24 protein-coding genes are annotated in these 26,173 nt (G+C 61.7%); 5 read left to right on the top strand and 19 right to left on the bottom strand.

The window, feature by feature from the left end; translation table 11 throughout:
• The first annotated feature begins 160 nt into the window (after positions 1–160).
• From FMN63_RS28120 to FMN63_RS28130, 3 genes are all read left to right on the top strand, one after another.
• Positions 161–757: a TetR/AcrR family transcriptional regulator gene (locus tag FMN63_RS28120; protein WP_148587481.1), complete on the top strand. Its 597-nt coding sequence runs from the start codon at positions 161–163 to the stop codon at positions 755–757.
• On the top strand, positions 754–1,410 hold the full coding sequence (locus FMN63_RS28125; protein ID WP_148587482.1) for a hypothetical protein: 657 nt from the start codon (positions 754–756) through the stop codon (positions 1,408–1,410). The genes FMN63_RS28120 and FMN63_RS28125 overlap by 4 nt, the downstream gene beginning before the upstream one ends.
• A gap of 184 nt (positions 1,411–1,594) precedes the next feature.
• A complete protein-coding gene (locus FMN63_RS28130; protein WP_148587483.1) occupies positions 1,595–2,092 on the top strand; it encodes a hypothetical protein in 498 nt (165 codons plus the stop codon).
• 94 nt (positions 2,093–2,186) lie between these two features.
• Here FMN63_RS28130 and hpxZ read toward each other — a convergent pair whose 3' ends face one another.
• From hpxZ to FMN63_RS28215, 17 genes are all read right to left on the bottom strand, one after another.
• Positions 2,187–2,573, bottom strand: coding sequence for an oxalurate catabolism protein HpxZ (gene hpxZ, locus FMN63_RS28135; protein WP_148587484.1), 387 nt, complete (start codon positions 2,571–2,573; stop codon positions 2,187–2,189).
• The gene (locus FMN63_RS28140; RefSeq protein ID WP_148587485.1) at positions 2,573–3,343 is read right to left on the bottom strand and encodes a 5-formyltetrahydrofolate cyclo-ligase; all 771 of its coding nucleotides are present in this window, start codon (positions 3,341–3,343) and stop codon (positions 2,573–2,575) included. Before FMN63_RS28140 ends, hpxZ begins: the two co-directional genes overlap by 1 nt.
• A 16-nt stretch (positions 3,344–3,359) precedes the next feature.
• On the bottom strand, positions 3,360–4,775 hold the full coding sequence (locus FMN63_RS28145; RefSeq protein ID WP_148587486.1) for an AtzE family amidohydrolase: 1,416 nt from the start codon (positions 4,773–4,775) through the stop codon (positions 3,360–3,362).
• Positions 4,772–4,957 carry a DUF4089 domain-containing protein gene (locus tag FMN63_RS28150; protein ID WP_148587487.1) on the bottom strand — a complete coding sequence of 62 codons (186 nt, stop codon included), beginning with the start codon at positions 4,955–4,957 and terminating at the stop codon, positions 4,772–4,774. Before FMN63_RS28150 ends, FMN63_RS28145 begins: the two co-directional genes overlap by 4 nt.
• A gap of 12 nt (positions 4,958–4,969) precedes the next feature.
• Positions 4,970–5,635 (bottom strand): cysteine hydrolase family protein, encoded by a 666-nt coding sequence (locus FMN63_RS28155; RefSeq protein WP_148587488.1) that lies wholly within the window; start codon positions 5,633–5,635, stop codon positions 4,970–4,972.
• Complete coding sequence (locus FMN63_RS28160; RefSeq protein ID WP_148587489.1) at positions 5,635–7,176, bottom strand: ABC transporter ATP-binding protein; 1,542 nt, start codon at positions 7,174–7,176, stop codon at positions 5,635–5,637. Before FMN63_RS28160 ends, FMN63_RS28155 begins: the two co-directional genes overlap by 1 nt.
• On the bottom strand, positions 7,173–7,910 hold the full coding sequence (biuH, locus tag FMN63_RS28165; RefSeq protein ID WP_286192788.1) for a biuret amidohydrolase: 738 nt from the start codon (positions 7,908–7,910) through the stop codon (positions 7,173–7,175). Before biuH ends, FMN63_RS28160 begins: the two co-directional genes overlap by 4 nt.
• Before the next feature lie 5 nt (positions 7,911–7,915).
• Positions 7,916–8,935 (bottom strand): formamidase, encoded by a 1,020-nt coding sequence (locus FMN63_RS28170; protein ID WP_148587490.1) that lies wholly within the window; start codon positions 8,933–8,935, stop codon positions 7,916–7,918.
• 11 nt (positions 8,936–8,946) lie between these two features.
• Positions 8,947–9,870, bottom strand: coding sequence for an ABC transporter permease (locus tag FMN63_RS28175; RefSeq protein WP_148587491.1), 924 nt, complete (start codon positions 9,868–9,870; stop codon positions 8,947–8,949).
• Positions 9,867–10,982 carry an ABC transporter permease gene (locus tag FMN63_RS28180; RefSeq protein ID WP_148587492.1) on the bottom strand — a complete coding sequence of 372 codons (1,116 nt, stop codon included), beginning with the start codon at positions 10,980–10,982 and terminating at the stop codon, positions 9,867–9,869. Before FMN63_RS28180 ends, FMN63_RS28175 begins: the two co-directional genes overlap by 4 nt.
• 119 nt (positions 10,983–11,101) lie before the next feature.
• A complete protein-coding gene (locus FMN63_RS28185; protein WP_148587493.1) occupies positions 11,102–12,214 on the bottom strand; it encodes a BMP family ABC transporter substrate-binding protein in 1,113 nt (370 codons plus the stop codon).
• Positions 12,215–12,460: 246 nt separating this feature from the next.
• Complete coding sequence (locus FMN63_RS28190) at positions 12,461–13,447, bottom strand: isopenicillin N synthase family dioxygenase (RefSeq protein WP_148587494.1); 987 nt, start codon at positions 13,445–13,447, stop codon at positions 12,461–12,463.
• 20 nt (positions 13,448–13,467) lie between these two features.
• Positions 13,468–15,291: an allophanate hydrolase gene (atzF, locus tag FMN63_RS28195; protein WP_148587495.1), complete on the bottom strand. Its 1,824-nt coding sequence runs from the start codon at positions 15,289–15,291 to the stop codon at positions 13,468–13,470.
• Between the two features lie 24 nt (positions 15,292–15,315).
• Complete coding sequence (locus FMN63_RS28200; RefSeq protein WP_148587496.1) at positions 15,316–16,968, bottom strand: dipeptide ABC transporter ATP-binding protein; 1,653 nt, start codon at positions 16,966–16,968, stop codon at positions 15,316–15,318.
• Positions 16,965–17,849 carry an ABC transporter permease gene (locus tag FMN63_RS28205; protein WP_148587497.1) on the bottom strand — a complete coding sequence of 295 codons (885 nt, stop codon included), beginning with the start codon at positions 17,847–17,849 and terminating at the stop codon, positions 16,965–16,967. Before FMN63_RS28205 ends, FMN63_RS28200 begins: the two co-directional genes overlap by 4 nt.
• Positions 17,846–18,871, bottom strand: coding sequence for an ABC transporter permease (locus FMN63_RS28210; protein WP_148587498.1), 1,026 nt, complete (start codon positions 18,869–18,871; stop codon positions 17,846–17,848). The genes FMN63_RS28205 and FMN63_RS28210 overlap by 4 nt, the downstream gene beginning before the upstream one ends.
• 5 nt (positions 18,872–18,876) lie before the next feature.
• Positions 18,877–20,502 carry an ABC transporter substrate-binding protein gene (locus FMN63_RS28215; RefSeq protein ID WP_148587499.1) on the bottom strand — a complete coding sequence of 542 codons (1,626 nt, stop codon included), beginning with the start codon at positions 20,500–20,502 and terminating at the stop codon, positions 18,877–18,879.
• Positions 20,503–20,641: 139 nt separating this feature from the next.
• Between FMN63_RS28215 and FMN63_RS28220 the strand changes: the two genes are divergently transcribed.
• The gene (locus tag FMN63_RS28220; protein WP_148587500.1) at positions 20,642–21,571 is read left to right on the top strand and encodes a LysR family transcriptional regulator; all 930 of its coding nucleotides are present in this window, start codon (positions 20,642–20,644) and stop codon (positions 21,569–21,571) included.
• Here FMN63_RS28220 and FMN63_RS28225 read toward each other — a convergent pair.
• Complete coding sequence (locus FMN63_RS28225) at positions 21,546–23,114, bottom strand: amidohydrolase family protein (RefSeq protein WP_148587501.1); 1,569 nt, start codon at positions 23,112–23,114, stop codon at positions 21,546–21,548. The two genes, FMN63_RS28220 and FMN63_RS28225, sit on opposite strands and share 26 nt — an antisense overlap.
• Positions 23,115–23,240: 126 nt before the next feature.
• Positions 23,241–24,563, bottom strand: coding sequence for an MFS transporter (locus FMN63_RS28230; protein WP_162530143.1), 1,323 nt, complete (start codon positions 24,561–24,563; stop codon positions 23,241–23,243).
• 454 nt (positions 24,564–25,017) lie between these two features.
• Here FMN63_RS28230 and cyoA point away from each other — a divergent pair, with 454 nt between their 5' ends.
• The gene (gene cyoA, locus FMN63_RS28235; protein ID WP_148587503.1) at positions 25,018–26,151 is read left to right on the top strand and encodes a ubiquinol oxidase subunit II; all 1,134 of its coding nucleotides are present in this window, start codon (positions 25,018–25,020) and stop codon (positions 26,149–26,151) included.
• The last annotated feature ends 22 nt before the right edge of the window (positions 26,152–26,173 follow it).

Consider the following 26,173-nt stretch of genomic DNA (forward strand, 5'->3'; position numbering starts at 1 on the left):
CCCCCGCTTCTGACGGCCGTGGCGTACCCGTAGGCATCATAGTTGGCTTGCTTGCCCTTTGGAAAAACAACGTCTCTCATCTCGAAACCCTTTCTATACAGTTGAATAGAAATAATAACTATGCAACTGTATAGAAATGGTCAAGTGAGTGGATTGAAAGATGGTGCGCCCCAAATCCTATGATCGTCAGAAAGCCGTTGAGAATGCATGTTTGGCCTTTTGGGAACATGGGTTTCAGGCCCTGGGCGTAAGAGAGCTGGAACAACAGACCGGCATCAATCAGTTTGCCATTCGGTCAGAGTTCGGAGGTAAGGAAGGGCTTCTCCTAGAGGCGCTGAACTATTATCGCGATGCCGCAATCACCAATGAAATGGCCCCGATGTGGGACGGTGGCATCCCAGAAATCATCACGTTCTTACGAGGTCTTGTGACGCCTGGTTCAATGACGTCCAGCCAGTTCGGCTGTTTGATGGTCAACACCGGGGTCGAGAATGCAAGGCTCAAGAGCCCCGCTTTGGGAGAGGCTACACGGGGCTATTGGACGGAGCTGGAAAGTCACTTCACACGGGCCCTGGAAAATGAACTGAGGGCGCAAGGCGGGAAAGTGCGATTTTCGCCCGCCGAGCTGGCCGCGGCTCTGGTTTCTGCGGTTATGGGCGTTCATGTGCAAAACCGCACGCAAAAAGACCAGACGGCGGGGCGCGCCCTTGTCGATCTCATGTGCAACAGACTTGCGGAATTGAGAGCATCATCATGAAGGCTGATATTCAATCGGTGAAGGGGGTCGACGGCATACATGTTGCGCGGTTGGCGAAATTGAGCTGCACGGCTTTGCGCCTGCGAGATGGCAGCCTTTGCCTCTATAGCCCGGTTGCCGGAATGGAAACGGCACTCACCCAGAGCCCACACGAGTTGAGAGATGTTTCTGCCCTGTTGGCGCCCAACCACTATCACAACAAAGGTTTGAAGGCCCATGTCGAGGCTTTCCCGAATGCTACGTTATATTGCTCTGCCACGGCTAAACCTCGCCTGACTAAATTGACTGGCCTGACGTTCGACGGGCTAGATCGTTTGCGGGAGAAACTCCCCGACGGATCAGACCTTTGCGAACCCGATGGTCTGAAGACGGGGGAAGTCTGGTTGCAGGTAAGGTCGCCGACCGATTGCGCCTTGGCTGTGACGGACGCGTTCAATGCGGCGCTTCGCCCTCCCGGTGTCTACGCCAATCAGGCGGGCCTGCTGGGAACTTTTCCGCGCTACGGAATCAAAGACGCAGCTGCCTACAGAACCTGGGTGACTGAATTCCTTGCCACAGCTTCTCCGTCGATCCTGTTTCCCTGCCATGGCTCCCCAGTGAAGTCCGAGGATCTAACGGGGCAGCTCATTGGTTTGGTTGAAGACGCATTTTAGTTGCAATGTGCAAAAGCGACCGTTGGCGTAACTGCACGGAAAGTCCGCACCGAATGAGAGGAAGACGGCATCATTGCCCTGACATGGCAGCCTGGCGTGTCCCGATGGAAGACACGGAACGAAGCACACACCATCGGTCTGGTGGAAGCCACCCAGACTGAGTATGCTCCTTGGAATGATGGTCTTGCAGAACAGATATCAACTCGCCGTTGCCATAGTGGCATCTCTTCTATCGGGACCGGTCTTCGCCCAGTCAGCGATCGAACACCACGTATGGCAGGATGAACGGGAATTCGAACCATTCAGCCGTACAGCGGAAGCCATCACGGGTGCAATCCGGCTGTCCGGCAACAATCAGTTCGCGACCCCTGGAAGCAAGATGACAATCACTTTCGGCAACGGCAAGAAGGTGCAGCTGACGTCAGTTGGCGCCTCCCAGCGTCAGTGGGACGACGTCGACGACAAGATGATGACTGCCGAAGTGTTCAAGGTCGCTCAGGATCCGGGCACACTTCTCAACGGCAACACTCTTTGCGGCAAGGCAGCCACATTTCTGGTCTTCCATGAAACCTCGTCGTTTGGGGATTCTCTGCTTGGAGTTGCCGCTTTCGAGGGATCGGAAGAGCCAAAGGACATCAACAGCCCGGGGCTGTGCGGTACCTTCAACTATGTGATCGACTGATAGTCGGCCCTGTTTACCGATGTCCGCCTGTCGAGCGTCACCCTGGGGACGTCGGTGACGCGTAAGGCAACCCATTGCCGTTTGGGCCAGGCGATCAGGCCGTCTCGTCAATGACGCTGACGTGGGCAGCCACGACCCGCCAACCGGCTTCCGTCTTCACCCAGGTCTGCATCTGACGGCCGACCTTGCCGGGTGCCGTGTCGCGGTAGAACAGCGTGGAAGCCGTCGCGAAGGACGTGCCATAAGTGGTGACCACGGTCCTGGCGAGCGTCCGCTCCAGGTTGCTGCTGCTTCTGGCGGACCGGAAGGCGGCGATTTCCTCATAACCGTAGAGGTTCTCGCCCCCACCGTAACGGATCGTGGTCGGTTCGTTCAGGAACAGTTGGCCCAGCGTCTCGACGTCATTGGTGACGAGCGCCGTTTCATAGACCTCGAAAGCCGCCTCGACCTCCGCCTTGACCGCCGCGATGTTGATGTCCATCAGTCTCTGTCTCCTGCCGCCTCGAGGCGTTCCCGCAATGTGGTGAGGAACGGAATGTCCCGGTACTGATCCGGCTGAACCTCGTCCCAGGCCACACCGCGAGGCTGAGAAATGGAGGTCCCGGTCTCGATCAGTTCCTCCTCCGTTGCAATGGCGTGAAGCGCACTGTCATGCGCCATCATCACAAGCTGGTCGTTGCCGACGACCTGCGAGGAATGCACTGTCGTGGTGATCGGCGTGTCCGGCCTGAGTTTTGAAAGCTCGCGGAAGATACCGAGTTCCAGATCGGCGAAACCGCCGCCCTTGCCGGTGCGTGCACCTTGCCGGCTGACGGCAACGCAACCGACCACGACCAGATCCAGCAGCTCCATGTCCTCGAATTCGACCGGCTCGCCGTGTTCCACAAACCCTTGCGAGGTCGCCGCCAGCTCGAACTGGATGCCTTTCTGTTCGAGTTTGTCCGGATCCAGCCGAACAAACGGATAGGGTTTCAAAAGCTCCGGTACAGGGGCATAGACGATCTTGCCCTCATACAGCGCCCTGAGCCGGACGGGTATCTGCGGTGGGTCGGGATTGCATTTCACCACACGGGCCTGCTGCCATTGCGGCAGCCGCGCCAGATTGCGGGCTGCAAGATCCGCACCCGCGAAATTCGGGATGCGGCTGAAGGCCGGGCCGATGCTGGTTCCGCTGGCCTCAAGGCCGGACCAGACACGCTGCCGGATCCTGTCCTTGTCCTGGTTTCTGCCTGCCCACCGTGCGTTGTCCATGCTTTCCACCTCCGCGTCATACTTCAAATTTGCTGCCGGCAACCGGCGCCTTGCAGACACCGGTTCGTTCAAGCGTGTCGGCAACCCTCAGGGCCAGGTCCTCACGCCAGGCCGGTGCGATAATCTGAACGCCGATCGGCAGGCTTGCGCCGTCGAGCCAGACCGGAACAGCAACGACCGGCAGGCCGATGAAGGAAATCGGCTGCGTGAACAGGCCGATATTCGGACGCGCCGGCATGGTCTCGCCATCCAGCGTGACGGTCTTCGTGCCGGACGGCAGTGCCGAAAAGGGCGTGGCCGGGGCCAGGATGATGTCGACATGCTCGAAAATGCCGCGCATCATCGCGCGGAACCAACTGCGGAAGCGCTGTGCCTGCTGAACCCAGACGGCAGGCACCATCGTGCCGGACAGGAACCTGTCACGCGTGTCCGGATCGAAGTCCTGCGGCCGGGCCATGATCCGGTCGAGGTGAAGGTTGGCGCCTTCGGCAGCCGTGATCACGTAGGCGGACGCTCGCGCCCTGGCCGCCTCGGGAATATCGATTTCGGCTGATACGCCCAATGCGCCGGCAACCGTGTCGACGGCGGAAAGGGCTTCCGGTTGCGCCATTTGCCGGAAGTATCCGCCCGCAATGGCGATCCTCAGCCCGTCCGTTCCCTTGTCAAGTTCCCCGCACGTCGCCAGATGGGGCCGGTCCGCCTGCGCCGGATCGTTCTCGTCCCTGCCCTGGAGAGCATCGAAAACGAGCGACAGATCCCGAGCCGACCGGGCCAGTGGCCCCAGATGATCGAGGCTGCCGACAAACGGAAAGGTGCCGTGCCGGGACAGACGGCCATAGGTCGGCTTCAGCCCGAACAGGCCGCAGAAGGAGGACGGCACGCGGATGGATCCATTGGTGTCGGACCCGAGCGTCACCGGCACCATGCCGCTGGCCGCTGCGGCACCCGATCCGGAAGACGAGCCGCCACTCATGCGCCCCGTGTCATGTGGATTGAGGCAATTGCCGTCATGGGCGTTTTCGCCGGTGAAGTCGTAGGCGAATTCACCCATGTGCAGGCCACCCATCAGGACAGCACCCGCCTTGCGCAGGTTCGTAACGAGTGTTGCATCCGAGGTGGCCGGCGGGGTCTCGAGATTGATTCTGGAGCCGGCGCGGGTCACCACGCCCTTGATATCAAACAGGTTCTTGACGGCGAAAGGCACGCCGGCCATCGGCAGGTCCGCCCCTGCGGCAACAGCCGCATCGACGCTTTCAGCCTCGGCAAGCGCCCGTTCGCGGGTCACATCCGTGAACGCGTTAAGGGCGGGATTGAGTGCCTCGATCTGCTTCAGCGAAGTCAAGACCACGTCAACGGCCCGTCTCTCTCCCGTTCTGACCGCCGACGCGATCTCCGTGGCGGATGACGTCGCCGGGTCCATTTGCGCAGTCATGCCTCGAACACCGGAGCCGCCTCGACGTCGTCTTCCAGCGGAAAGGCCAGGACGAGTTCAGCGGCCTTCTGCGTGGCTGCGATATGGGCCTCGACGACGGGTCGCCAGTCGTCCTTTATGGTCAGTCCCATGACCTTTTCCATGTGGGCGACGTGGGATTTCGGGTCGAATTCAGCGCTCATGGGCACTCCGGTTCATTGGGTGATGGCATTTTCGAAATTCGCGAGCGGCGCCGTCCATCCGACGATGCCGCCCTGCGCCCGGATCATGTCGAGCGTGGCCGCCTTGAACTCGGGGAAGTAGCTCTCGGTCGCCTCCTCGATCACGAGGCATTCGTAGCCCCGGTCATTCGCCTCGCGCATTGTGGTCTGGACGCAGACCTCCGTGGTCACGCCTGCAAAGACCAGGTGTTTTACGCCGAACCCCTCCAGGATCTTGCCCAGTTCGGTCGCGTAGAAGGCCCCCTTGCCCGGCTTGTCGATGACGGTTTCACCCGCGACAGGCGCGCAGTCGGATATGATCTCGGCGCCCGGCTCGCCGCGGATCAGGATCCGGCCCATTGGCCCGGTGTCCCCGATGCGTAGCGCGGGACTGCCGCGCTCTCGTTTGGCTGGCGGACAATCGCTCAGATCCGGCGCGTGGGTCTCGCGGGTGTGGATCACCGGCCATCCCTTCTGCCGGAACAGCTGAAGCAGCTTGCCGGTCGGTGCGATCGCCCGTTGCATATGCGAGATGTCATTGCCCAACGCTTCGCCGAACCCGCCCGGCTCGATGAAATCACGCTGCATGTCGATCACGACGAGCGCGGTGGCGCTAGGATCCAAGCTGAACGTGAAAGGCGCGGCATCAATCCTGATCATCAGTGATGCCCCGCCATGGCATGGCCGATCGTGGCCCTATCTGTTTCCGCCATCGGCGACTGGTAGGTGATCCTGCCTTCGGACATGACCGCGACCGTATCTGCCAGTTCGAGAATTTCATCCAGATCCTCCGACACCAGAAGGATCGCCGCCCCCTTGTTGCGCTGGTCCATGATCTGCGCCCGGATCTCCGCGACCGAGGCGAAGTCCAGGCCGAAACAGGGATTGGCGACGATCAGGACGTCGACTTCGCCGGACAACTCGCGGGCCAGGATTGCCCGCTGGACATTGCCGCCGGACAGGTTCTCGATCGGCTCTTCCGTCGACGGTGTCTTGACCCGGTAGGCGGCGATCAGTTCGCGGGCCCGTTTGCGCATGGGCGGCGGCGACAGCCAGCCCTTGAACGGGGAAATTGGCGCCTTGTCGAAGGTGCGGAAGGCCATGTTCTCCGCGACGCTCATGCGCGGCACGGCAACATTCTTCAGCGGTTCCTCCGAAAAGCCGAACACCTTGAACCGGTCCATCTGGTCCCGTTCCGGTTCATAGGGTTTCTTGTCGATGAAGATCCGGCCATCCCTCGGCGTGCGTTGTCCGGACAGGACCTCGATCAGTTCCGACTGGCCGTTGCCGGACACCCCGGCGATGCCGAGGATTTCGCCGGTGTGGATCTTCAGGCTGATAGCTTCGATCGCGGGCAGTTCCTCGTCGTCATCCGCAAAGAGGCCGGCCAGCTCGATTTTCAGGGTTTTTTCCGGCTGCGCGACACGGGCAGCGCTTTCACGGATGTCCGCCTCGCCGATCATCATGTGGCTCATCTCCTCGACGGACAGATCCTGGACCCGCCCGCTGCCGACCACCCGCCCGCGCCTGAGCACCGTGACGTCGTCCGCATAGGCAGTGACCTCTCGGAACTTGTGCGTGATCATCAAGATGGTGAGTTCACCGGCCTCGGTCATGCCGCGCAGCAGCCCCAGAACTTCGTCCGCCTCGTCCGGTGTCAGCACCGATGTCGGTTCGTCGAGGATCAGGAACCGCTGGTCCAGATAGAGCTGCTTCAGGATTTCAAGCTTCTGCTTTTCTCCTGCGGAAAGCCCCGAGACGGGCACATCCAGCGGCACCTTGAACGGGGTTGTCTCCAGAAAGGCGTTGAGCGCCTTTCTTTCCTTCGTCCAGTCGATCACCGTCGGTGTGTCCGCCCGTGCGATGACAAGATTTTCCGCGGCGGTCAGGGACGGCACCAGCGTGAAATGCTGGTAGACCATGCCGATCCCGAGCGCATGCGCGGCCCGCGGATTGGGCACGGCAACCTGCTTTCCATTGACCAGCATCGACCCCCTGGACGGCTGGTAGAAGCCCATCATGCATTTGACGAGAGTGGACTTGCCGGCGCCGTTTTCCCCCAGAAGCGCGTGGAACGACCCGGGTGAGACCCGGATCGAAACGTCATCCAGGGCGGTCAGACCCCCGAAAACCTTGCTCATGCCGATGGTTTCCACGCCGATGGCACGCGGTGCAGGCGTGGTTGTCTCTGCGACACTCATGCCGACGCCTCCCCGGAAGCCCTGCGCAACCCGCCGAGAAGCGTTTCGCTGTCCGCCACCGCGCCGAAGACACCGCCTTGCATGGTTACCATCTTCAGGGCGGCCTCGTGATTGCCCGGGTCGGTCGCCGCGCAGCAATCGGCCAGGATCAGGCATTCGAACCCTCGGTCATTGGCTTCGCGCATGGTGGTGTGTACGCAGACATCCGTCGTGATGCCGGTCAGGATCAGGTTGTCGATGCCCCGGGTTCTCAGCAGCAGCTCCAGATCCGTTGCGCAGAACGAGCCCTTGCCGGGCTTGTCGATGATCGGTTCGCCTTCGACCGGTGCAAGTTCGGGAATGATCTCCCAGCCCGGCTCACCCCTGACGAGGATCCTGCCGCAGGGGCCCGGATCGCCGATCCCCGCGCCAATCTGGCGAGAACGCCAGCGCTTGTTGGCGGGCAGGTCGGCAAGATCCGGCCGGTGTCCCTCGCGGGTGTGAATGATGTGATAGCCGCCGGCCCGCATGGCGGCGAGCACCTTGCCGATCGGTTCGATAGGAGCCCGGGTCAGGCCAATGTCGTACCCCATGCTGTCGACATAGCCGCCCTTGCCGCAGAAGTCGGTCTGCATGTCGATGATGATCAGCGCGGTGTTGTCCGGCCGAAGATCGCCGTTATAGGGCCAGGGATACGGGTTCGCGGCGACCTGTCCCTCTGCTGTTTCCGCAGTCATAACTTGTGCCAGGCTCATGCCGGTCACTCCGCCGCGTCGCTGAGGGAGGTTTCGCCGAACACGCGATCAGGTGCCTCGAAACCGCAGGAGGTGCCGTCCTTGTGCAGGACATCGTCCTCCCAGGGCAGACGGTAGCGCCCCGCTGCAAGGTCGGTCATGTAGGTGTAGGGGCAATCCTGTGCGCCGCCTTTCACCGCCACGTAACCGCGATGACCGAACTGGTAGATGTTGTTCTCCACGCCCCAGTTGATGCGTGCCTCGCGCACGAGATCGGGCCGGACTTCCGCAGTGATGATCTCGTTCGGCCGGCCGCTGGTTCCATGGGCCAGAATGGTGCCGTCGAAGTTGACGATCATGCCCTCGCCCATGCTGTCGAAGGTCCCGTCCGTGCCACACATGCACACATTGGCGGTCACCATGAGATTGCAGAAGGCGTTGGACTGGTTGGTGAACCTCCAACTGTCCCGGATGGGGGCCGTGTAGCCGGCCGTCCGGATCATGATTTCGGCGCCCTTGTAGGCGCACTCCCGGGCCATCTCCGGGAACATGCCGTCATGGCAGATGATCAGCGCCAGCTTGCAGCCGTTCGGGCCGTCGATCACCGGAATGCCCTGGTCGCCGGGCTCCCACGGCTCGACGGGCACCCAGGGATGCATCTTGCGGTAGTAGAGTTTCAGCTCGCCCTTATCGTCGATGACCAGCCCGGAATTGTAGGGCATGCCGCCGGGGTTGAGTTCCATGATGGAAAAACAGCCCCAGATTTCGTTGTCGACACAGGCCTTCTTGAAGGCCGCCACTTCCGGACCATCCAGCGTGCACATGATGTCCGGATTAATATCCATGGAGAGGCCGTGCAGCGCATATTCCGGGAAGACGACCATGTCCATGGTCGGCATATTGCGCCGGGCCTTGGCCACCATGTCAACGATCACCTGGGTCTGCCGTGCGAGATCGTCCTCGGTCGCGACGGTCGGCAGCTGCAGCTGCACCATTCCCAGAACGACCCCATTCGGGGCCTTGTTCAGTCCTCCAAGTCCGCTCATGTCGTGGCTCCTTATTTGGTGATCGAGAGTTCGCCGGGGGCGCCCTTGAGCGACCGTCTGGGGGACGTGCTCGCGATCATGATCAAAAGGGTGAGGATGTAAGGCGCGGCATTGAAGAAGTGATAGCCGCGCGAAATGCCGATGGATTGAAGGGCCGGACCGAGCGCTCCGGCCGCGCCGAAGAGCAGTGCTGCCCAGAAGCAGTAGATCGGGTTCCAGCGCGCGAAAATCACGAGCGCGACGGCCATCAGTCCCTGTCCGGAAGACAGTCCCTCCGTCCAGCTGCCGGGATAATAGAGCGACAGGAACGATCCCCCGACGCCGGCGAAAAACCCGCCGGCCATGGTCGACAGCAGCCGGACCTTGTCGACATTGATGCCGAGCGCCAGGGCCGCCGGGGCACTGTCCCCTGTTGTTCGGATCGTCAGTCCGTAGCGGGTGTTCTTCAGCGCCCACCACAGGAAGACAGCCAGAACGATACCAAGCAGGAACAGCGGGTTGATCTCGAGCGCCTGGCGCACGCCTGGATGATCGCTCCACGACCCGAAGGATAGCGAGGGCAGGCGCGGCGCTGACGGCTGGATGTAGGCCTTGCCGAAAAAGAAGGCGAGACCGGTGCCAAACAGCATCAGCGCGATGCCGATGGCGATGTCGTTGACCTTGGGCAGCTTGCAAAGGTAACCGTGCAGCGCGCCAAAACCCGATCCGCATAGTCCGGCAACGAGCACGCCCAGCCAGGGCGAGCCCGTATGGTAGGAGATCGCGTAGCCGGACATGGCGCCAAAGACGAGCGTGCCTTCCAGTCCCAGATTGATGCGCCCGGATTTCTCCGTCAGCATCTCGCCAAGACTGACGAACAGGAACGGGGTCGAGACCCTGATGGCTCCGGCGAACATCGCCAGCAGCACGGTCATGAAGCCGGCGTCGTCGCTCATTGTGTGCCTCCCTTCGACTTGAAGATGGAAAAGCGTCCGTAGAAGGTTTCCGAAACCAGGATGACGAGGAACAGCAGCCCCTGCAGGACAAGCACTGTGGCGTCCGGCAGGTCCATGCGGCGCTGGATCAGACCGCCCGAGGCGGCGATCCCGCCGAGGAAGAAGGCGACCGGTATGATCACCAGCGGATTGTGGCGGGCGAGGAACGAGACGAGAATACCGGTGAAGCCGTAGCCCGCGATCAGGGAGGCATTTGCCTTGCCGTGAATGGCGGCGACTTCGAAGAAACCGGCCAGCCCGGCACAGGCACCGGCAATCGCGCAGGACACAACGACAAGTCGGCCGACCGGCAAGCCCTGCGCCTTCGCAGCCCTCAGGTTCCCGCCCGCGATCTGCGCGGCGAAGCCGAACGTGGTGCGGTTCATCAGAAGATAGAGCAATGCGCACAGGACGACGCCCACAAGCAGCCCCCAGTGCACGTCCGTTCCGGGGATGACGCCGATCATGTTGTCCGAGCCGATCGGCCGGGTCGACGGCTTGTTCGGGTCCGAGGGATCACGCATGGCGCCCTCGACGAAGAAGTTCAGGATCGAGACAGCGATGTAGAACATCAGCAGCGACGCGATCGTCTCGTTCACTCCGCGGTAGTGCCGCAATGCGCCAACGCAGCCGATCCACAGGCCGCCGGCCAGCATGCCCGCAATCGCCATGACACCGAGTATCAGGAAGCTCGGTGCCCAGTCGATCATGGGAACGGCGATGGCGGCGGCAGCGAAACCGCCGAGAACCAGCGCCCCCTCGCCGCCGATGATCACGAGACCGAGACGCGCCGGGATGGCAACGCACAGGGCCGTGAACACAAGCGGCGCGGAGCGCACGAGCGTGTTCTGCCAGGAAAAGCTGGTGCCGAAACCGCCGCGCCACACGAGCGAGAAGAAGTCCACCGGGGATTTGCCGAGTGAAAGCAGGAAGATGGAAAACAGGAGCCCTGAGAAAACCAGTGCCAGAAGCGGAATGACCACATATTCAGCCGACCGCCTGAGCCGGTCCATGAGATCGCCCCCCAGGCTGGACTGGACCGCAAGTCCGGGCGTTTCCGTGGTGTCTGCCATGCCAATTCCCTGATGTTTGAGCCGCACGCGCGGCACTCCCCGGCGTTTGCCGCCGGGATGTTAGCCACACCCGGCGGGCCATTCGGGAACGGCTCGCCGGGCATGCCACGGGGTTATGCTCAGGTAATCGAGCCTTGGACGCCTTCAATCAGGTAGTCGGTCTGGTCGAGAGACGGTTCGTAATTGTCGAAGCTGGCTCCGGCCGCCAGCAGCTGGGTGCCGTCCTGCTTGTTGATTGGCCCGACGAAGATCGGCTTGCCCGCCTTGACGTCGGCACGGGCCGCATCGGCCGAGGCGATCGCAGCTTCCGTGGCCCCGGCGCCATAGGGTGTGGAGCGCACGAAGTCGACATCGAAGCCGCCGCCCGTGAAGTTCGGCAGGGGCTCGCCTTCGGCCAGATCGGCGGCGAACATCTTGTAGATGGTCTCCCACTTGTATTCTGCCCCGGTGATGAAGCCGTTGGGTGCGAGCGGCGCCTGGGAAGCGTTGTGACCGCAGCATTTGACGCCCCGGGACTCGGCCGTTTCGATCACCACTTTCGGACCGTCGACATGGCAGGTCAGGACATCACAGCCGGCATCCACCAGCGCATTGGCGGCCTCGGCCTCCCTCACCGGCATCGACCATTCCCCGGTGAAGATCACCTGGACCGTCGCTTCCGGATTGACCTTGCGCGCGCCCAGAAGGAAGGAGTTGATGTTGCGCAGAACCGTGCCGATCGGTTTGGCGGCGACAAATCCCAGCTTGTTGCTGGTCGTCGACAGACCGGCGGCAACGCCGTCCACGAAATGCGCCTGATCGAGATAACCGAAATAGCTGCCCGCGTTCTTCGGATCGCCTTCCGTCCACAGCGGCGCCGCGTGCCGGAATTCCACGTCGGGGTACTTTGCAGCCACGTCCAGCACGAACGGTTTGTAGTAACCGAAGGAGGTCGCGAAAATCAGTTTGGCGCCGTCCAGGTTGATCATGGATTCCATGGATTTCTGGACCGCGATCGTTTCCGGCACGTTCTCTTCTTCCACGACCGTCACGCCCGGCACGGCCTTCAGTGCGGCGGCGGCCACGGCGTGGGCCTGGTTCCAGCCGAAGTCGTCTCTCGGGCCGACATAAACGATGCCGACCGTCAGATCCGACGCATGCGCCAGCCGTGGAAAGCCGGCCGAGGACAGCGCGGCAAGCCCCGCGGCAGATGATTTCAGGATAGTCCGGCGTGAGAATTCGAATTTCGACATGACGTCCTCCGTATTACGACGAAGCCAAGCGCAATCGGCCACTCCGTCTGTCTCTTGCTTAAAATTAGCAATCCCTGTGCCATTTCCCCGTCTAATGAGACTCGTCACACACAGATGACCAAGGCTCTGTTCTTATTTGTGTTTTCGTTTTGTCTTTCAGTTTTTCATGCCTGCCGGCATTGTCTGCGCACCCTTCGCTTTGCAGATTTGCACATAAATTAGTCTCTTTATAAAACTGACTAATTATTAGTCAGTTTGGTTTCCTCCATTTCCGGCGGCTTTCACGGGTTCGTAGCTCGCATCGAGTTTGGATTTCAGGTAGTCGGACCCCGAAATCGGGGCATATTTCGCGGTCTCTCCAGCCCCCAAACAGCTGGGTAGGCAGGCAACTTCTGCGTCCGGGTTGGGATCCAGAAAAAACGCGATTGAGTAACGTTCGAGCCCGCTGGAATTGACCACCCGGTGAGGTGTCGAAACATAGACGTCGTTGGTCCAGCGCATCAGGCAGTCGCCAATATTGCAGACGAACGCACCTTCGATGGTGGGGGCCTTGAGCCAGACCCCGTCCCGGCGGCGCACTTCCAGTCCGCCGACGGAGTCGGGGAGCAGGATGGTGATGTTGCCGTAGTCCGTATGCGTGCCGGCACCGATCTGGCCTTCCTCTGCGACAGCCGGTTGCGGCGGATAGTGCAGCAGCCGGAGCGTGGCCATGGGGGCATCCAGCTTGTCCTCGAAGAATTCCGGATCGGTCCCGAGATCGCTTGCCACTGCGCGGTGCATCGTGCGGCCCAGTGCCCAGACGGCATTGAAATAACCGAGCACGGTTTGCTTCCAGCCTGGCAGGTCAGGCCATTGATTGATCGCCCGGAAGGGTTCCCCCGCGAGAATCCTGGGGTCGTCGGATTCCAGATCCAGTCCGATATTGAAGGCTTCCTTCAGATCGGACGGCTTCGACGGATCGAGGTTCTCGCCCTTCATCGGCACATAGCCGCGATTGGTCCTGAAGAAATCCTTCGTAAGCACCATCTTGGCGTCCGTCGGCAGCGCGAAAAGCTGATGTGCGGCCGCAAAAACCTGTTCGATCAGCGCCGGGTCAACACCATGGTTGGTGACGTAGAAAAACCCGGTCTCACGGGCCGCCTTGCCGATTTTGGCCGCGACGGTCTCAAGACCGCCAGCGGCACCGTGCGTCAACGGCTCGAGATCGATGATTGGAATGTCCAGGTCGGCCATGGTCCGCTATGCCTCTTTCTTCACTCGGCCGCGGCGATGGATGGGCCCCCGGCCGCGTTGGCCATGAACTTCCGCCAGCTGCCGAGGTGGGAGATATTTTCTGCGCCCTCTGTTCCGACCGCCTCGCAGATGAAGCCGGTCACGCTCGTGCCGTCGGCGAGTTCGATGGTGCCCAGCCCGAGCGGAGCCGGAATGCCGGCGAGGAACCCGCCAACCTCGGCAGCGGGCAGCGCCCATATTTCAAGTTCGATATGGCTGCCGGACCCGGGCGCGCCCCTGACAAGGCCAGGACGTTTCGGCGGTCCGCCTGCAAGGGCGTAGAGCGCATAGGAATCGCTGGTCTCGCCGCTTTTGAGAAAACGACCGCCCCGGCCGGTCAGCTCACCGTTGAGTGCCATGCCGGACATATGCGCACCGCAGACCGCGATGGCGATTTCGCCGGTGTCCGGTGCGGGCTGAAGCTCCACGGGTGCGGGCAATGCCCAACTGGTCGCACCCAGCGTATGCGGCGCCATCTGCTCAAGCCGGCTGCCCACCGCTGCCAGAAATCCGTCGCGGCCCGCCGACGCCAGGAGGGTGACGTTGCCGGGACGGCCATCGCCCCGCGGCGCCACCGGAACGGCAAGGCCGCTCATATCCAGCAAGTTGACGAAGTTGGTGTAGGTGCCGTTGCGCGAATTCGGCCCGACCGGATCAGCTTCCAGATCCGCCACGCTGTAGAAAGTCGGCATTGTCGGCACACACAGGAGGTCCAGCTCGGCCAGGACCGGCTCGGTCTTTCGCGCCAGTTCCTTCAGTCGGTAAATTCCGCGGAAGGCGTCGGTCGCGCTCAGGTCCAGCGCCGCCCCGACGATCTTTCGGGTCACCGGATGAACGGCTTCCAGGTTGTCGCGCATCAGGTCCTCGATGACCGTATGGCGCTCGGCCACCCAGGCCCCTTCATAGAGCATGTGGGCGACATCGTAGAAGGGTGTGAAATCAACCTCGACGATCTCGGCACCATCTGCTTTCAGCAGCGCAACCGTGTCGCGGAAGGACTTTTCCTGCGCCTCGTCACCGCAGAATTCGATGGAACCGGCATCGGGAATGCCGATCCGGAGCCGGGGCGGAACCGGTGCCGGTGCAGGCACGGGGATCTGCCTGGAATAGGCATCCGTTTCATCATATCCGGCGGCGGCCTGATACACGCAGTAAGCATCTTCCACGGTCAGTGCAAAGATCGAGATCGTGTCCAGCGTCCGGCAGGCCGGCACGACGCCGCTTGCCGACAGAGCGCCGAGCGTCGGCTTCAGGCCGACAATGTTGTTGAGCGCGGCAGGCACGCGCCCGGAGCCGGCCGTGTCCGTGCCGAGCGAAAAACTGACGATACCGTGGCCCACTGCAACCGCGGATCCGGAAGACGAACCGCCCGGCACAATTGCCGGGTCGACGGCGTTTTTCGGCGGCTGGAAGGGGGAGCGCACCCCGACCAGCCCGGTCGCGAACTGGTCGAGGTTCGTCTTGCCGATCAGAAGCGCGCCCGCCTCCCGCAATTTCTTGACCACGAAAGCGTCGGTGTCCGCCTCATATGCGTAGGCAGGGCAGGCAGCCGTCGTCGGCTTGCCGCCCGCGTCGATATTGTCCTTGATGACAAACGGGATGCCCCAGAGCGGCAGAGACGCGTCGTACTTTCCCAATCCGGCCGCCTGACCAAGCACTTCCTGCTTGTCGATCAGATGGATGAAGATCCCCGGATCATCGACGGCCTCGATCCGGCGAAAGACTTCCTCGACAATATCCGCGGGACTGATGCCTTCCGCATAGGCGGATTTCAGGGACGAAAGCGTAAAGGGAAGTTCGAACATCTTGATCCTCAATGTCTCTTTTTCTCATTCGGCGGCGGAAAATGTCGGCTCCGCCAAGGCTGGCGGGGTTGGCGCGGCGGCGAGCAGCTCCCGTGTATAGGGATGGGTTGGGGCTTCCATGACCCTGTCGGCCGGGCCCTCTTCGACGATCTCGCCGTCGCGCATCACGATGACGTGGTCGCAGAGCAGACGGACGACATGAAGGTCGTGGCTGACGAAAAGATAACTGATGCCGAGCTTGGCCCTCAGGTCGACAAGCAGGTTGAGCACGATTGCCTGGATGGAGACGTCCAGCGCGGCGGTCGGTTCGTCGAGAATGAGAAATTCCGGATCGACCGCAATGGCCCGTGCGATGCCGACCCGTGCCTTCTGTCCACCGGACAGCTGATGGGGAAACCTGTCGAGCAGCGGTCGCGGCAGACCGACCAGGTCCGCCAGTTCATCGATCCTGTCCTGACGCTTCTTGCGGGACAGACCGGAAAGGCGGGCCAGCGGCTCGCCGATGGAGTGGCGTGCCGTGTGGCGGGGATTGAAACTGTCTGTCGCGTCCTGAAACACCATCTGGATCCGCGCCCTGCGGGGATCGCGGGCGAAGTCCTTCGCAGGTGTTTTGGCCAGATCCTCGCCGTTGAAGAGAATTTCGCCACTGGTCGGATCGGCCAGGCGCACGAGAATGGCGGAGGTCGTGGACTTGCCGCAGCCCGATTCTCCCACAAGGCCCACGCTCTGGCCCTTCTTTACTGCGAAGGATATGCCCTTGACCGCTTGCACCGGACCGGACTTGCCCTGGTAGGTCTTGACCAGGTCGCGGACCTCCAGGAGCGGCGCCGTCGCCTTGGCAAGCACCGGCGCTGCCGTGCGCAGCTCCGAGGGTAGAAGAGAACGCACGGAGGCACCCGCGCGGGGCGTCGCGTCGACCAGCTTGCGCGTATAGGCATGTCGGGGGGCTGCGAACAGGCGCTCGGCCTGTCCTTCCTCCACGACTTCGCCATCCTTCATGACCGCGATCCGGTCGCAATATTGCGCGGCCAGACCAAGGTCGTGGGTGATCACTATGGCGCTCATGCCGCGTTCGGCAATCAGGTCGACGATCAGGTCCATCACCGCTTTCTGGGTGGTGATGTCGAGGCCCGTGGTCGGCTCGTCGGCAATCAGCAGCTTGGGGTCGCAGGCAAGAGCCAGGGCGATGACGATGCGCTGGCACATGCCGCCGGACAGTTCGAAGGGATAGGCGCTGTAGCGTGCCTCCGCGTTCCGGATGCGTACCGCCTCCAGCGCCTTGATGGCTTCGGCGCGGGCATTGGACCGGGTCGCCCTGGAATGGCGGCGCAGCACGTCCTCGATCTGGTGGCCAACCTTGCGGATCGGATTGAGGGCCGCACGCGGGTTCTGGAAGATCATGGAGATTTCCCGGCCGCGCAGGTCCCGCATGACGCTTTCCTTGACGGTTCCCAGATCGATACCGCCATAGGACAAGGCACCGCCAGTGACCCGGCCGTTGCTCTCCAGCAGGCGCATCAGCGCGTAGGAGGTGACGGATTTTCCAGATCCCGACTCCCCGACAATACCGAGAACCTCGCCCTTGGCGACATCCAGGGACACGCCCCTCACCGCATCGACGTCACCGCGCCGGGTCTTGAAGGAAACCTTGAGGTCCTTGATCGACAAAAGGCTCATGTGCGTTGCCGGGGGTCGACAATGTCGCGCAGCCCGTCTCCCAGGAGGTTGAAGGTGAATACGGCGAACATCAGTGCAAGACCCGGGAAGATCGCCAGCCACCATTCCCCGGACACAATGAAGTTGGCGCCTTCGGCAACCATGATCCCCCATTCGGCTGTCGGCGGCCGGACGCCGAGACCGATGAAGCTCAGCCCCGCCGCGTTGAGGATTGCCCAGCCTAGGTTCAGCGACACCTGCACCATCATCGGCGGCAGCGCGTTGGGGAAGATGTGCACAGCCAGCACGCGGATGTCGGAATTGCCGGCCAGTTTGGCGGCCTGCGCGAACCCGGCGTCCCGGCGAATGTTCACCTCGGCCCGAACCAGCCGGGCATAGAAGGGAATGTTGATGACCGCAGTCGCGTAGACGATATTCTCGACGGTGTTGCCGAGCGCTGCGACAATGCCCATGGCCAGGACAAACAGCGGAAAGGCCATGATCGTGTCGAACAGCCGGTTGAGCACGGAATCGATCCAGCCGCCCCAATACCCGGCGATGCTGCCGAGGATCGATCCGATCAGGAAGGACAGGGCTACCGCGGCCACGGAAATAACGAGATCAAGCCGTGTCGCCACCACCACCCGGCTGAGCACGTCCCGGCCCAGGTTGTCGGTGCCGAACCAGTGATCGAACGATGGCGGCTGCAGCGCCTGCGCCGCATTTGAGGCCATCGGATCGTAGGGCACGAGCGCCGGACCGAGGATCGCGGCGACAAGCAGCACGGCGAACATGGAGAAAGCCAGCAGAGTTACCGGATTGGAGCGCAGGACATAGGCCGCGTGAGCCAGCGCACCGTCGGGCTGTTTGGCAGGCAGGGAAGCGGTCGCCAGATCACTCATTTGGTTTCAAATCCGATACGGGGGTCGATGAGCGTATAGGTGAGATCGATCACCAGATTGAGCGCGACGAACAGCAGCGCCATCGCCAGGACGAACCCCTGAACGGCCGCATAGTCGGACACCACGAGCGCCTCCACCGCGTAGGAGCCGATGCCGGGCCAGGCGAAAACCTTTTCCACCAGGACATTCGCGCCAAGCGTGAAGGAGAACACCATGCCGAGCGTCGTGATGACCGGCAGAAGCGCATTGCGGAACGCATAGGTGAACAGCACCTTGTCCTCCGTGAGACCGGCGGCACGCGCCGTGCGAATGTAATCCGAGGACAGCGCGCTGAGCATGGCCGCGCGGGTCATGCGCGCCAGCGGCGCCAGGGTGAAAAGCGCCAGCGTCGTCGCCGGCAGCACCAGTTGCTTGAGCGCACCGATCCAGGTCTCCCAGTCGCCAGCTATTGCCGCGTCGATCAGGTAGAAGCCGGTGACATGATCCGGTTCGATATAGATGAAATCCAGACGGCCGAGCGGAGACGGTGCGATGCCGAGCAGGTAGTAGAAGACATAGATCAGCACGATGCCGGTAAAAAAGGTCGGCAGTGATACACCTGCCGTAACGAGCACCCGGCACAGGTGATCGACTGCCGACCCGGGGCGTGTCGCTGCCAACACGCCAAGCGGAATGGCGATGCTGCACGAGAGCAGCAGTGCCGTCAGGGTCAGTTCAAGCGACGCTGGAAGCCTGTTCGCCAGATCTTCCAGCACCGGCTGCCCTGTCGAGAGCGAATTGCCGAGATCGCCGGTGAGCACATCTCCGGCATAGACAAGGAACTGTTCGGTCAAGGGCTTGTCCAGCCCGAGCGCCGTCCGGATCTCGGCGATCGACTGCTCGTTGGCCGCGGCGCCCGCAAAATAGACGGCCGGGTCGCCGGGAAGGGCGCGGGTCAGCAGAAAGCTGACCACGACCACCCCCAGGATCACGGGAATGGCATGTGTGATCCTTAGCCCGATCGTCGACAGGCGCCCGGCCATCAGCGTCAGACCTTCTTCAGTCCGCGGACATCGAGCTGGCGGTGGAACCAGTACTCGTAGCCTGCAAGGTTGCGCGTGCCGACATTGAGCGCCGGCTGCCACAGGGCAATACGCGGCACCTCGTCCCAGACGATCTCGATCATGCGCTTGATCTTGGGCGCATAGTCGGGATCCTCTACCGGCATGTGCAGCGCTTCCGGTGTCAGTGTCTCGATCTCTTCGTTGCGATAGTTGGACGAGTTGAAGAGATGGCCTTCCTGATAGGCCCAGAAGAAGTAGTAACAGGGATAGTTGAGCCAGCCGCCGAACGTTTCAAGATGCAGCGGCAGCCGCTTTTCGACCAGCGAGGCGGTGCGCCAGTTGGCCCCCGGGATCTTCTCGATCGTTGTCTTGATACCGATCTTGGCGAGGTTTTCCTGGATCAGCAGGGCGGCCGGCTCCATCCAGTCGCTTTGCGACAAGTCGATGGACAGCGGCACCTCGAAGCCTTCACCGTAGCCGGCTTCCTCCAGAAGGGCCTTGGCCTTGTCGAGATCCGTGGAATACGGGAATTTCTGCGGCCAGGCGATATCTGCCGGCGTCGCCGACTGACCGCCCCACAAGGGGGCGCCGCGGCCGTAGGCGGCCGTCTGGAACACTTCCTCGTAAGGCACCGACCAGGCAATCGCCTGCCGAACCCTCTTGTCCTTGAACGGTTCGAACGAAAGGTTGGGACACAGGCAGTAGATCGCGTTTTCGACAGGCGTCGTCGTGACCGTGATGTCCTCGGTGCCGGACAGCTCCTTGGCGTCCTTGTTGGGCATGTTGAAGGACATGTTGACGTCGCCGCGTTCCAGCAGCGCACGTCTGGTGGCGGGGCTGGGCACCTCGCGCAGGACAACGCGCTTGACCGCCGGGACCGGGCCTGACGTCCAATCGTCGTTGCGTTCATAGACAAGCTGCTCGCCCGGCTTCCACGAGGCTACCTTGAAAGCGCCGGACCCGGCCGGGGTCTTGTGCAGATATTCCATCGCCCAGGGATCGTCTTCGGTCGCGTGTTCGCGCGCCACCTTGGCGTTGATGATCATCGGCACCGGAACCGCGAGATCCGGCAGGGTCAGTTTGGATTTGCGCAGAAGATTGATCTTGAAGGTGAATTCGTCGATGGCCTCGAATTGCTCCGGTTTCTCGAGGGAGCCGGCCTTCATCTGCACCGTCGGGAACCCGCCCACGCTGACCGCCCTGTCAAAGGACCATTTCACGTCCTCGGCGGTGATCGGCGAACCGTCCTGGAATTTGCCTTCCGGGCGCAGCTTGAAAACGATCGCCATGCCATCATCGGTGAATTCCCAGCTTTCGGCCACTTCGGGCTCGATCACCGCATAATCATAGGACAGGCTGCCGTCCTCTAGCGTCTTGGTGCCGAAACTCACGAGCCGGTCATAGACATTCACGGCCACCTGGTAGCTCGGGCGGTTCGTCCCCTTGCGGTGAATGTCCAGGCTGTTGATGGTCTGGCCGGTGACGGCCACCACCACGTCGTTGCCGGCGGCAGAGGCGGGCAGCACTTTCAGAAACGGTAAAACGGATGCTCCGAGCGCTGTCGCTCCGACGCCCGTGAGAAACCCGCGACGTGAAGTTTCATAGGTCATATCGGTCCCCTCTTGGAAGGAAAGGGGAGAAAGCCCCTCCCTCTCGGACCTACGATGCGCGCCTTTGGTGAGTACTTCTATTGCTATTTTTGCACCTTTGTGCTTCAAAATTTGCAGCGCCATTTGTAAGGCATTGAAAATGAGGCACCTTCAAACGCTCAAGCTGATCGATGCAGTGAGCAAGGCCGGCTCCATCCGCAAGGCCGCCGAAGACATGAACATCACGTCGTCGGCCCTGAACCGCCGTATTCTTGGATTTGAGGAAGAGTTCGGCGCGCCCATCTTCGAACGCCTTCACGGTGGGGTTCGCCTCAATCCGGCCGGTGAGCTCCTGATCCAGCATATTCGCGGGCAACTGGCCGACATGGACCGGGTTCGCAGCCAGGTGGCCGACCTGTCGGGCCTGCGGCGCGGCCATGTCAGCATTGCCTGCTCCCAGGCGATCCAGCCCTATTTCATGCCGGCCCAGATCGCTGCCTACCGCGCCGAACATCCTGGCGTTTCCTTTTCGGTACATGTACGCGACCGGGACGCGGCGGAGGAGGATCTGCGCGCCTTCGAAAGCGACCTGGCGTTGGTCTTCGAGCCCGCGCACCTGGGCGATTTCGATGTGCTCCTGTCGGTGGAACAGCCTGTCTACGCGGTCATGGCCAGGGACCACCCCCTTGCGGCGAAGGAAAGACTGCGCCTGAGGGACTGCCTGGGTTATCCGCATGTGGTTCCGCCGAAACGGATCGGTATCCGCTATCTGCTCGACATCGCCGTGGCGAACATGAGCCAGAAGATGGAACCGGTCGCAGAAGCCGATTCCTTCGAGTTCATGCGCCACTACGTGCAGCAGGAAAGGGCCGTCGGTTTCCAGTTTCCCATCGGCCTCAACATCTACGGAGACGAGCGTCTGGTCTTCAGGGCACTGGGCAAGGAAGACGTGCCGTATGGCAATCTGACGCTGATGCAGATGCGTGGGCGCACCTTGTCAGTCGCCTCCGCGCGCTTCGCCAATCAGTTGGCGGCGGCTCTCAACAGCCTGCCGAATGAATTGGTCAGGATTGGCCGGCAATCGCGTTGAAGCGGTAGGCCCGGCGCGTGTCTTGCCGATAACGCGCGTCGAACCAGCACGTCATGTGTTGCAATAGCGCCGCCGTCCTGTCTTGCGCTTCTCGCTCCTGCGGGGTCAGTGCCGAGGTCAGGATAGTCCGGATCTCCTCCAGAACCGCGTTCCGGTCGATCGATGTCACCCTGCCCTCGGAGACGACTTTCCTGCCAGCGACAAACACGGTGTCCGCCGGCATCTGACGGGTGCGCTGGAGCAGCGCATCGACAAGCGGGACCCGGTCATCGATGAACGGACGGGCGATGTCATTCCAGTCGACGAGCACGATATCCGCTGCCTTGCCCACATCCAGACGGCCGATCCGGCCCTCAAAGCCCGTGGTCGCCGCCCCGTGTTCCGTCGCCATCCGGAAGACATGTCCGGCAGAGGGCCGGAAGGTGGCCAGACCTGGTTCCCGGTGCAGCGCCCAGACAAGCCGCATTTCCTGCAGCATGTCCCGGTCGTCGTTGATCCCCGCCTGGTCGATGCCAAGGCAGACCGGCACGCCCCTCTGAAGCATGTCGTTGACCGGCGCGACTCCGCTGGCCAGGCGCAATCCCGAGCTGGCATTGTGGCAGATCGTGCAGCCGCATTCCCGGACAAGATCAAGGTCTTCCGCATCGGCCCAGATGCCGTGGCCAAGCGTGAGGTTGCCGGTCAGACAGCCCAGGTCCGCCAGATGCCGGATCGCCGACTTACCGTAGGTGCGACGTGCGTATTCCGCTTGCAGCCTGGTTTCCACCAGATGCATGTGGATCTTCGAACCGGTACGTTGCGCGGTGTCGAAGATCCCGGCAAGGCAGTCATCGGAACACCAGTGCAGATTTGCGGGTGCGAGCTGCCAGGAGACAGCTTGCGGGTCCGCCTTTGCCCACGCTTCCTTTTGCGCCTCGAACCAGTCCATATACGCGGTGATCGGTGCCTTGCTGGCGGCAAGCTTCGGCCGCCAATAGGCCGCTTCGTCCTCCGGCAGTCCGGCCAGAAACGGTTCGTCGTCTTCATGGACGAGCTGGTTGCGGTCGCGGATCATGAAAGAGAAAGAGACCCGCATGCCAATGTCGCGATAGGCGCCAATGACCTTGTCCGAAAGGTCCGTCCAGTTGTCCGTATCGCCGACAAGGCCTGGATGGATGTGCTGAACCGTCGTCGTGCCCGATTCCAGCATCTCGATTGCCGAGTAGAGCGTATCCAGCCTGTGCCCGACATACCGCATGCCCCGGAATTGCGGCAGCCAGAGCTCCAGCGGACCATAGGGCACGCCAAGCTGGAAGGGCGTCAGCCCGGAATGGTGATGGCCGTTGACGAGACCCGGAAACGCGATCATGTCCGGCCCGCCCTCGACCGCAAGGTCCGGATATTGGGCCCTTAGACTGTCGAACGGCGCCACCGCCGCGATAACGCCGTTCCTGACATGAATGCCCGCTTCGGCCAGCACCTCTCCGTTCAGATCGGTGTTGATGCCGATGAGCGTGGCCCGGGTCCGGATCAAGTATTCCGATTTCGCTGCCTGTCCACTCATGACCCTTCTCCGGATGTCGACGGGGCGCCGCGTGCGGCGTTCGGAAACTCCCGCTCATACCCCGGATCGGGGAAGAGCGCACGCGTCGCCTTCATCTGGGCGCTATGGAACCAAGCAGGCGTTCACTCAGATATCTCCGCCACTGGAAGCCGACTGCCTCGCATGCTTTTCACGGAAGGTCAGCACGGTAAGGGCAGCCAGTGTGACCAGCGCCCCCGACAGAAGGTAATAGCCGGCAGAGGCCACGCCGAAATTGAGCGAAAGGCCGAGGGCAACAAGAGGAGCGAAAGCGGCGCCGAAAATCCACGAAAGGTTAACGGAAAGAGCGCTCGCGGTGTAGCGGTACTGCTTCAGGAACCGGTTGGGCAGGATCGCACTCGCCTGCCCGTAGGAAAGACCGAGCAGAACGTAGCCGACAAGGACATAGGTCACGCCGCCGTCGAGCAGGTTTGTCACGATGAAGCTGAAGAGCGCGATTGCGACCGAAACGGCGGCAAGCATTTTTCTGCGCCCGAACTTGTCGGACAGAACGCCGGAGATCACCACGGACGGAATGGAGATCACACCTCCGACCAGCAACAGCAGCAGGAAGTCTGAGACCGGATGCTGGGCCTCAAGATAATCGAAGGCCAGCGGGAACACGGTGACCATGTGCAGGATGGCGTAGCTGGCAAGCGGCAGGAACGTCGCGAGAAGAACGTCCTTCCAGTGCACGGAGAGCATTTCAAAGAAGGGGCTCGACTTCAGCAGTGCCTCTTCCTTGAACATCTCGTGTGCTTCGGTGTGAATGAGTTGCAGCCGCGCGAAGAGCGACACGACGTTCACCGCCAGCACGGCGAAGAACGGCCAGCGCCAGCCCCAGCTCACGAATTCCTGCACAGTCAGGAAACCGGTCAGCACGTAGAAGATTGCGGCAGCGACACACAGGCCGATCGGCGCCCCGAGCTGCGGGATCATCGCGTACCAGCCACGCCGGTTTTCCGGCGCATTTGTCTGGAGGAGCAGCGTCAGCCCGTCCCAGGATCCACCCTGCCCGATGCCCTGCCCGATGCGCATGACGATCAGCAGCAGCGGCGCCAGAATGCCCGCCGTCTGGTAGTTTGGCAAAAGCCCGATCGCCATGGTCGATCCGCCGAGGACGAAGAGGGCAAGCGTGATCTTGCCGGATCGGCCGATGCGCGGCTCGAGCCGTTTGAACACCTGGCTGGCAAAGGGCCTGACGAGAAAGGCGAGCGGAAAGACCGCAAACGACAGCATGATGCCGGTCGCCGCATCATAGTTGGGAAAGAAAACCGCCGGAAAGACGAGCACGGACGCAAACGCGTAGACGAAGAAACCGAAATGATCGGTTACGCGCGCCATGACGACAGTGATGATGTACTCGTCGAGATCGAGGTGTTTTGCGGCGCCGTTGGCAAGGTTGCCATGCGCATTCGTGGCATCAGTCATTCGGGTTCCCTGTGTCGTTCCCGTTCGTTGCAGTCTGAAAACCGCGCAGCGAATATCCTTTGAGCTCGCGCGGTGCTTCGGAAAGAAACCGGCGAACGGCATCGCCGGAAGAACGTTCTCCTCTCATGTCAACTTCCCGCGCACTGATTGGTTTCCCTGAGACGACCTTATAGTGCAGCGCGAAGAAGCTCCTCCAGCGGAAGCTAGCACGATTTTTAGGCTTTGCGCCATGGTGTCTGGGGCTTGCTGTGAAACACACCTATAAGTATATATACTAATTTCTTGCAGCTGGAGTTATGCTGCGACGCAATATCGCCTTGTGCGCGCTGCAAGATCGGGATAATAAGTCGCTCAGAAGGTGATCCCACCTCGAACTGAGGCCACCCGTCCGTTGCGCCGCACCGTTGGCGTATTCTGGCCAGGCCAGACTTTACCCGACCAGCGGTGATCCCATATGAGACTTTCCAAACTTGCGCCTCTGTTGGCGGCAGCGCCTTTTCTCAGTGGCTGCAATATGGTCGTGATGAACCCCGCCGGGGACATCGCAAGCCAGCAGGCTGAACTCATCATCTATTCGACGATCCTCATGCTGATCGTCGTCCTGCCAGTAATGGCCCTCACAGTCATTTTCGCAATCAAGTACAGATCCTCCAACAAGGACGCGGAGTACCAGCCCGACTGGCACCACTCCACGAGCCTGGAAATCGTCATCTGGACGGTTCCGATGGCAATCATCATGTGCCTCGCAGGACTGACTTGGGTCGCAACGCACCGTCTCGACCCCTATTCACCACTCGAACGGATTTCCGCCGAAAAGGAAATTCCGGCAGGTGAAGAACCATTGGTGATTCAGGTGGTCGCCATGGACTGGAAGTGGTTGTTCATCTACCCCGAACAGGGCGTCGCGGCGGTCAACGAACTTGCTGCTCCGGTCGACCGGCCGGTGAAATTCGAGATCACCTCGTCCACGGTCATGAATTCCTTCTTCGTTCCCGCACTCGCAGGCCAGATCTACGCGATGGCCGGCATGCAGACCGAACTGAATGCGGTCATGAACGAGGAAGGCGTCTATGACGGGTTCTCGTCCAATTACAGCGGCGCCGGCTTCTCGCATATGCGGTTCAAGTTCCACAGCGTCGATGAAAAAGGCTTCGAGGATTGGGTCGCCAAGGCCCAGGACAGCGAACAGCCGCTCGACCGCACGGCCTTTCTGAAGCTCGACGAACCGAGCATTGCAAACCCTGTCAGCTACTACGGCTCCGTCGATCCGGAGCTCTGGAACGCTGTCATCAATCTGTGTGTCGATTCCAACGATCTGTGTCAGAACGACATGATGATGGTCGACGCATTGGGAGGAGGAGGCCTGGAGGGCCTTCAGCTACGCGACGTTTTCGCGGGGATCTGCAGTTCAAGCAACCCGACGGGTATGCTGACCAGGATCCGCGGCAAGCGCGAAGTCAAGAAAGCGGAAGGTCAGCTTGAGCCGCTGTCGCTCGCCGCGATCAATGTTTCCGGGGTACTCAAGGACTTGGCCGGCTCCCCGAAGGCTGGTCCCGAGAGCGGCACGCAACCCGAAACCGACAGATAACGGCGCGGCGCCCGGAAATGCG

It is taken from the genome of Stappia sp. BW2 (assembly GCF_008107695.1).
In the GTDB taxonomy this organism is placed as follows: domain Bacteria; phylum Pseudomonadota; class Alphaproteobacteria; order Rhizobiales; family Stappiaceae; genus Roseibium.

What these genes read in the sequence shown, in the direction of transcription:
- FMN63_RS28120 (WP_148587481.1), top strand. Translation starts at nt 161, where the DNA reads ATGGTGCGCCCCAAATCCTATGATCGTCAGAAAGCCGTTGAGAATGCA.
- FMN63_RS28125 (WP_148587482.1), top strand. Translation starts at nt 754, where the DNA reads ATGAAGGCTGATATTCAATCGGTGAAGGGGGTCGACGGCATACATGTT.
- hpxZ (WP_148587484.1), bottom strand. Translation starts at nt 2,573, where the DNA reads ATGGACATCAACATCGCGGCGGTCAAGGCGGAGGTCGAGGCGGCTTTC.
- FMN63_RS28140 (WP_148587485.1), bottom strand. Translation starts at nt 3,343, where the DNA reads ATGGACAACGCACGGTGGGCAGGCAGAAACCAGGACAAGGACAGGATC.
- FMN63_RS28145 (WP_148587486.1), bottom strand. Translation starts at nt 4,775, where the DNA reads ATGACTGCGCAAATGGACCCGGCGACGTCATCCGCCACGGAGATCGCG.
- FMN63_RS28150 (WP_148587487.1), bottom strand. Translation starts at nt 4,957, where the DNA reads ATGAGCGCTGAATTCGACCCGAAATCCCACGTCGCCCACATGGAAAAG.
- FMN63_RS28155 (WP_148587488.1), bottom strand. Translation starts at nt 5,635, where the DNA reads ATGATCAGGATTGATGCCGCGCCTTTCACGTTCAGCTTGGATCCTAGC.
- FMN63_RS28160 (WP_148587489.1), bottom strand. Translation starts at nt 7,176, where the DNA reads ATGAGTGTCGCAGAGACAACCACGCCTGCACCGCGTGCCATCGGCGTG.
- biuH (WP_286192788.1), bottom strand. Translation starts at nt 7,910, where the DNA reads ATGAGCCTGGCACAAGTTATGACTGCGGAAACAGCAGAGGGACAGGTC.
- FMN63_RS28170 (WP_148587490.1), bottom strand. Translation starts at nt 8,935, where the DNA reads ATGAGCGGACTTGGAGGACTGAACAAGGCCCCGAATGGGGTCGTTCTG.
- FMN63_RS28175 (WP_148587491.1), bottom strand. Translation starts at nt 9,870, where the DNA reads ATGAGCGACGACGCCGGCTTCATGACCGTGCTGCTGGCGATGTTCGCC.
- FMN63_RS28180 (WP_148587492.1), bottom strand. Translation starts at nt 10,982, where the DNA reads ATGGCAGACACCACGGAAACGCCCGGACTTGCGGTCCAGTCCAGCCTG.
- FMN63_RS28185 (WP_148587493.1), bottom strand. Translation starts at nt 12,214, where the DNA reads ATGTCGAAATTCGAATTCTCACGCCGGACTATCCTGAAATCATCTGCC.
- FMN63_RS28190 (WP_148587494.1), bottom strand. Translation starts at nt 13,447, where the DNA reads ATGGCCGACCTGGACATTCCAATCATCGATCTCGAGCCGTTGACGCAC.
- atzF (WP_148587495.1), bottom strand. Translation starts at nt 15,291, where the DNA reads ATGTTCGAACTTCCCTTTACGCTTTCGTCCCTGAAATCCGCCTATGCG.
- FMN63_RS28200 (WP_148587496.1), bottom strand. Translation starts at nt 16,968, where the DNA reads ATGAGCCTTTTGTCGATCAAGGACCTCAAGGTTTCCTTCAAGACCCGG.
- FMN63_RS28205 (WP_148587497.1), bottom strand. Translation starts at nt 17,849, where the DNA reads ATGAGTGATCTGGCGACCGCTTCCCTGCCTGCCAAACAGCCCGACGGT.
- FMN63_RS28210 (WP_148587498.1), bottom strand. Translation starts at nt 18,871, where the DNA reads ATGGCCGGGCGCCTGTCGACGATCGGGCTAAGGATCACACATGCCATT.
- FMN63_RS28215 (WP_148587499.1), bottom strand. Translation starts at nt 20,502, where the DNA reads ATGACCTATGAAACTTCACGTCGCGGGTTTCTCACGGGCGTCGGAGCG.
- FMN63_RS28220 (WP_148587500.1), top strand. Translation starts at nt 20,642, where the DNA reads ATGAGGCACCTTCAAACGCTCAAGCTGATCGATGCAGTGAGCAAGGCC.
- FMN63_RS28225 (WP_148587501.1), bottom strand. Translation starts at nt 23,114, where the DNA reads ATGAGTGGACAGGCAGCGAAATCGGAATACTTGATCCGGACCCGGGCC.
- FMN63_RS28230 (WP_162530143.1), bottom strand. Translation starts at nt 24,563, where the DNA reads ATGACTGATGCCACGAATGCGCATGGCAACCTTGCCAACGGCGCCGCA.
- cyoA (WP_148587503.1), top strand. Translation starts at nt 25,018, where the DNA reads ATGAGACTTTCCAAACTTGCGCCTCTGTTGGCGGCAGCGCCTTTTCTC.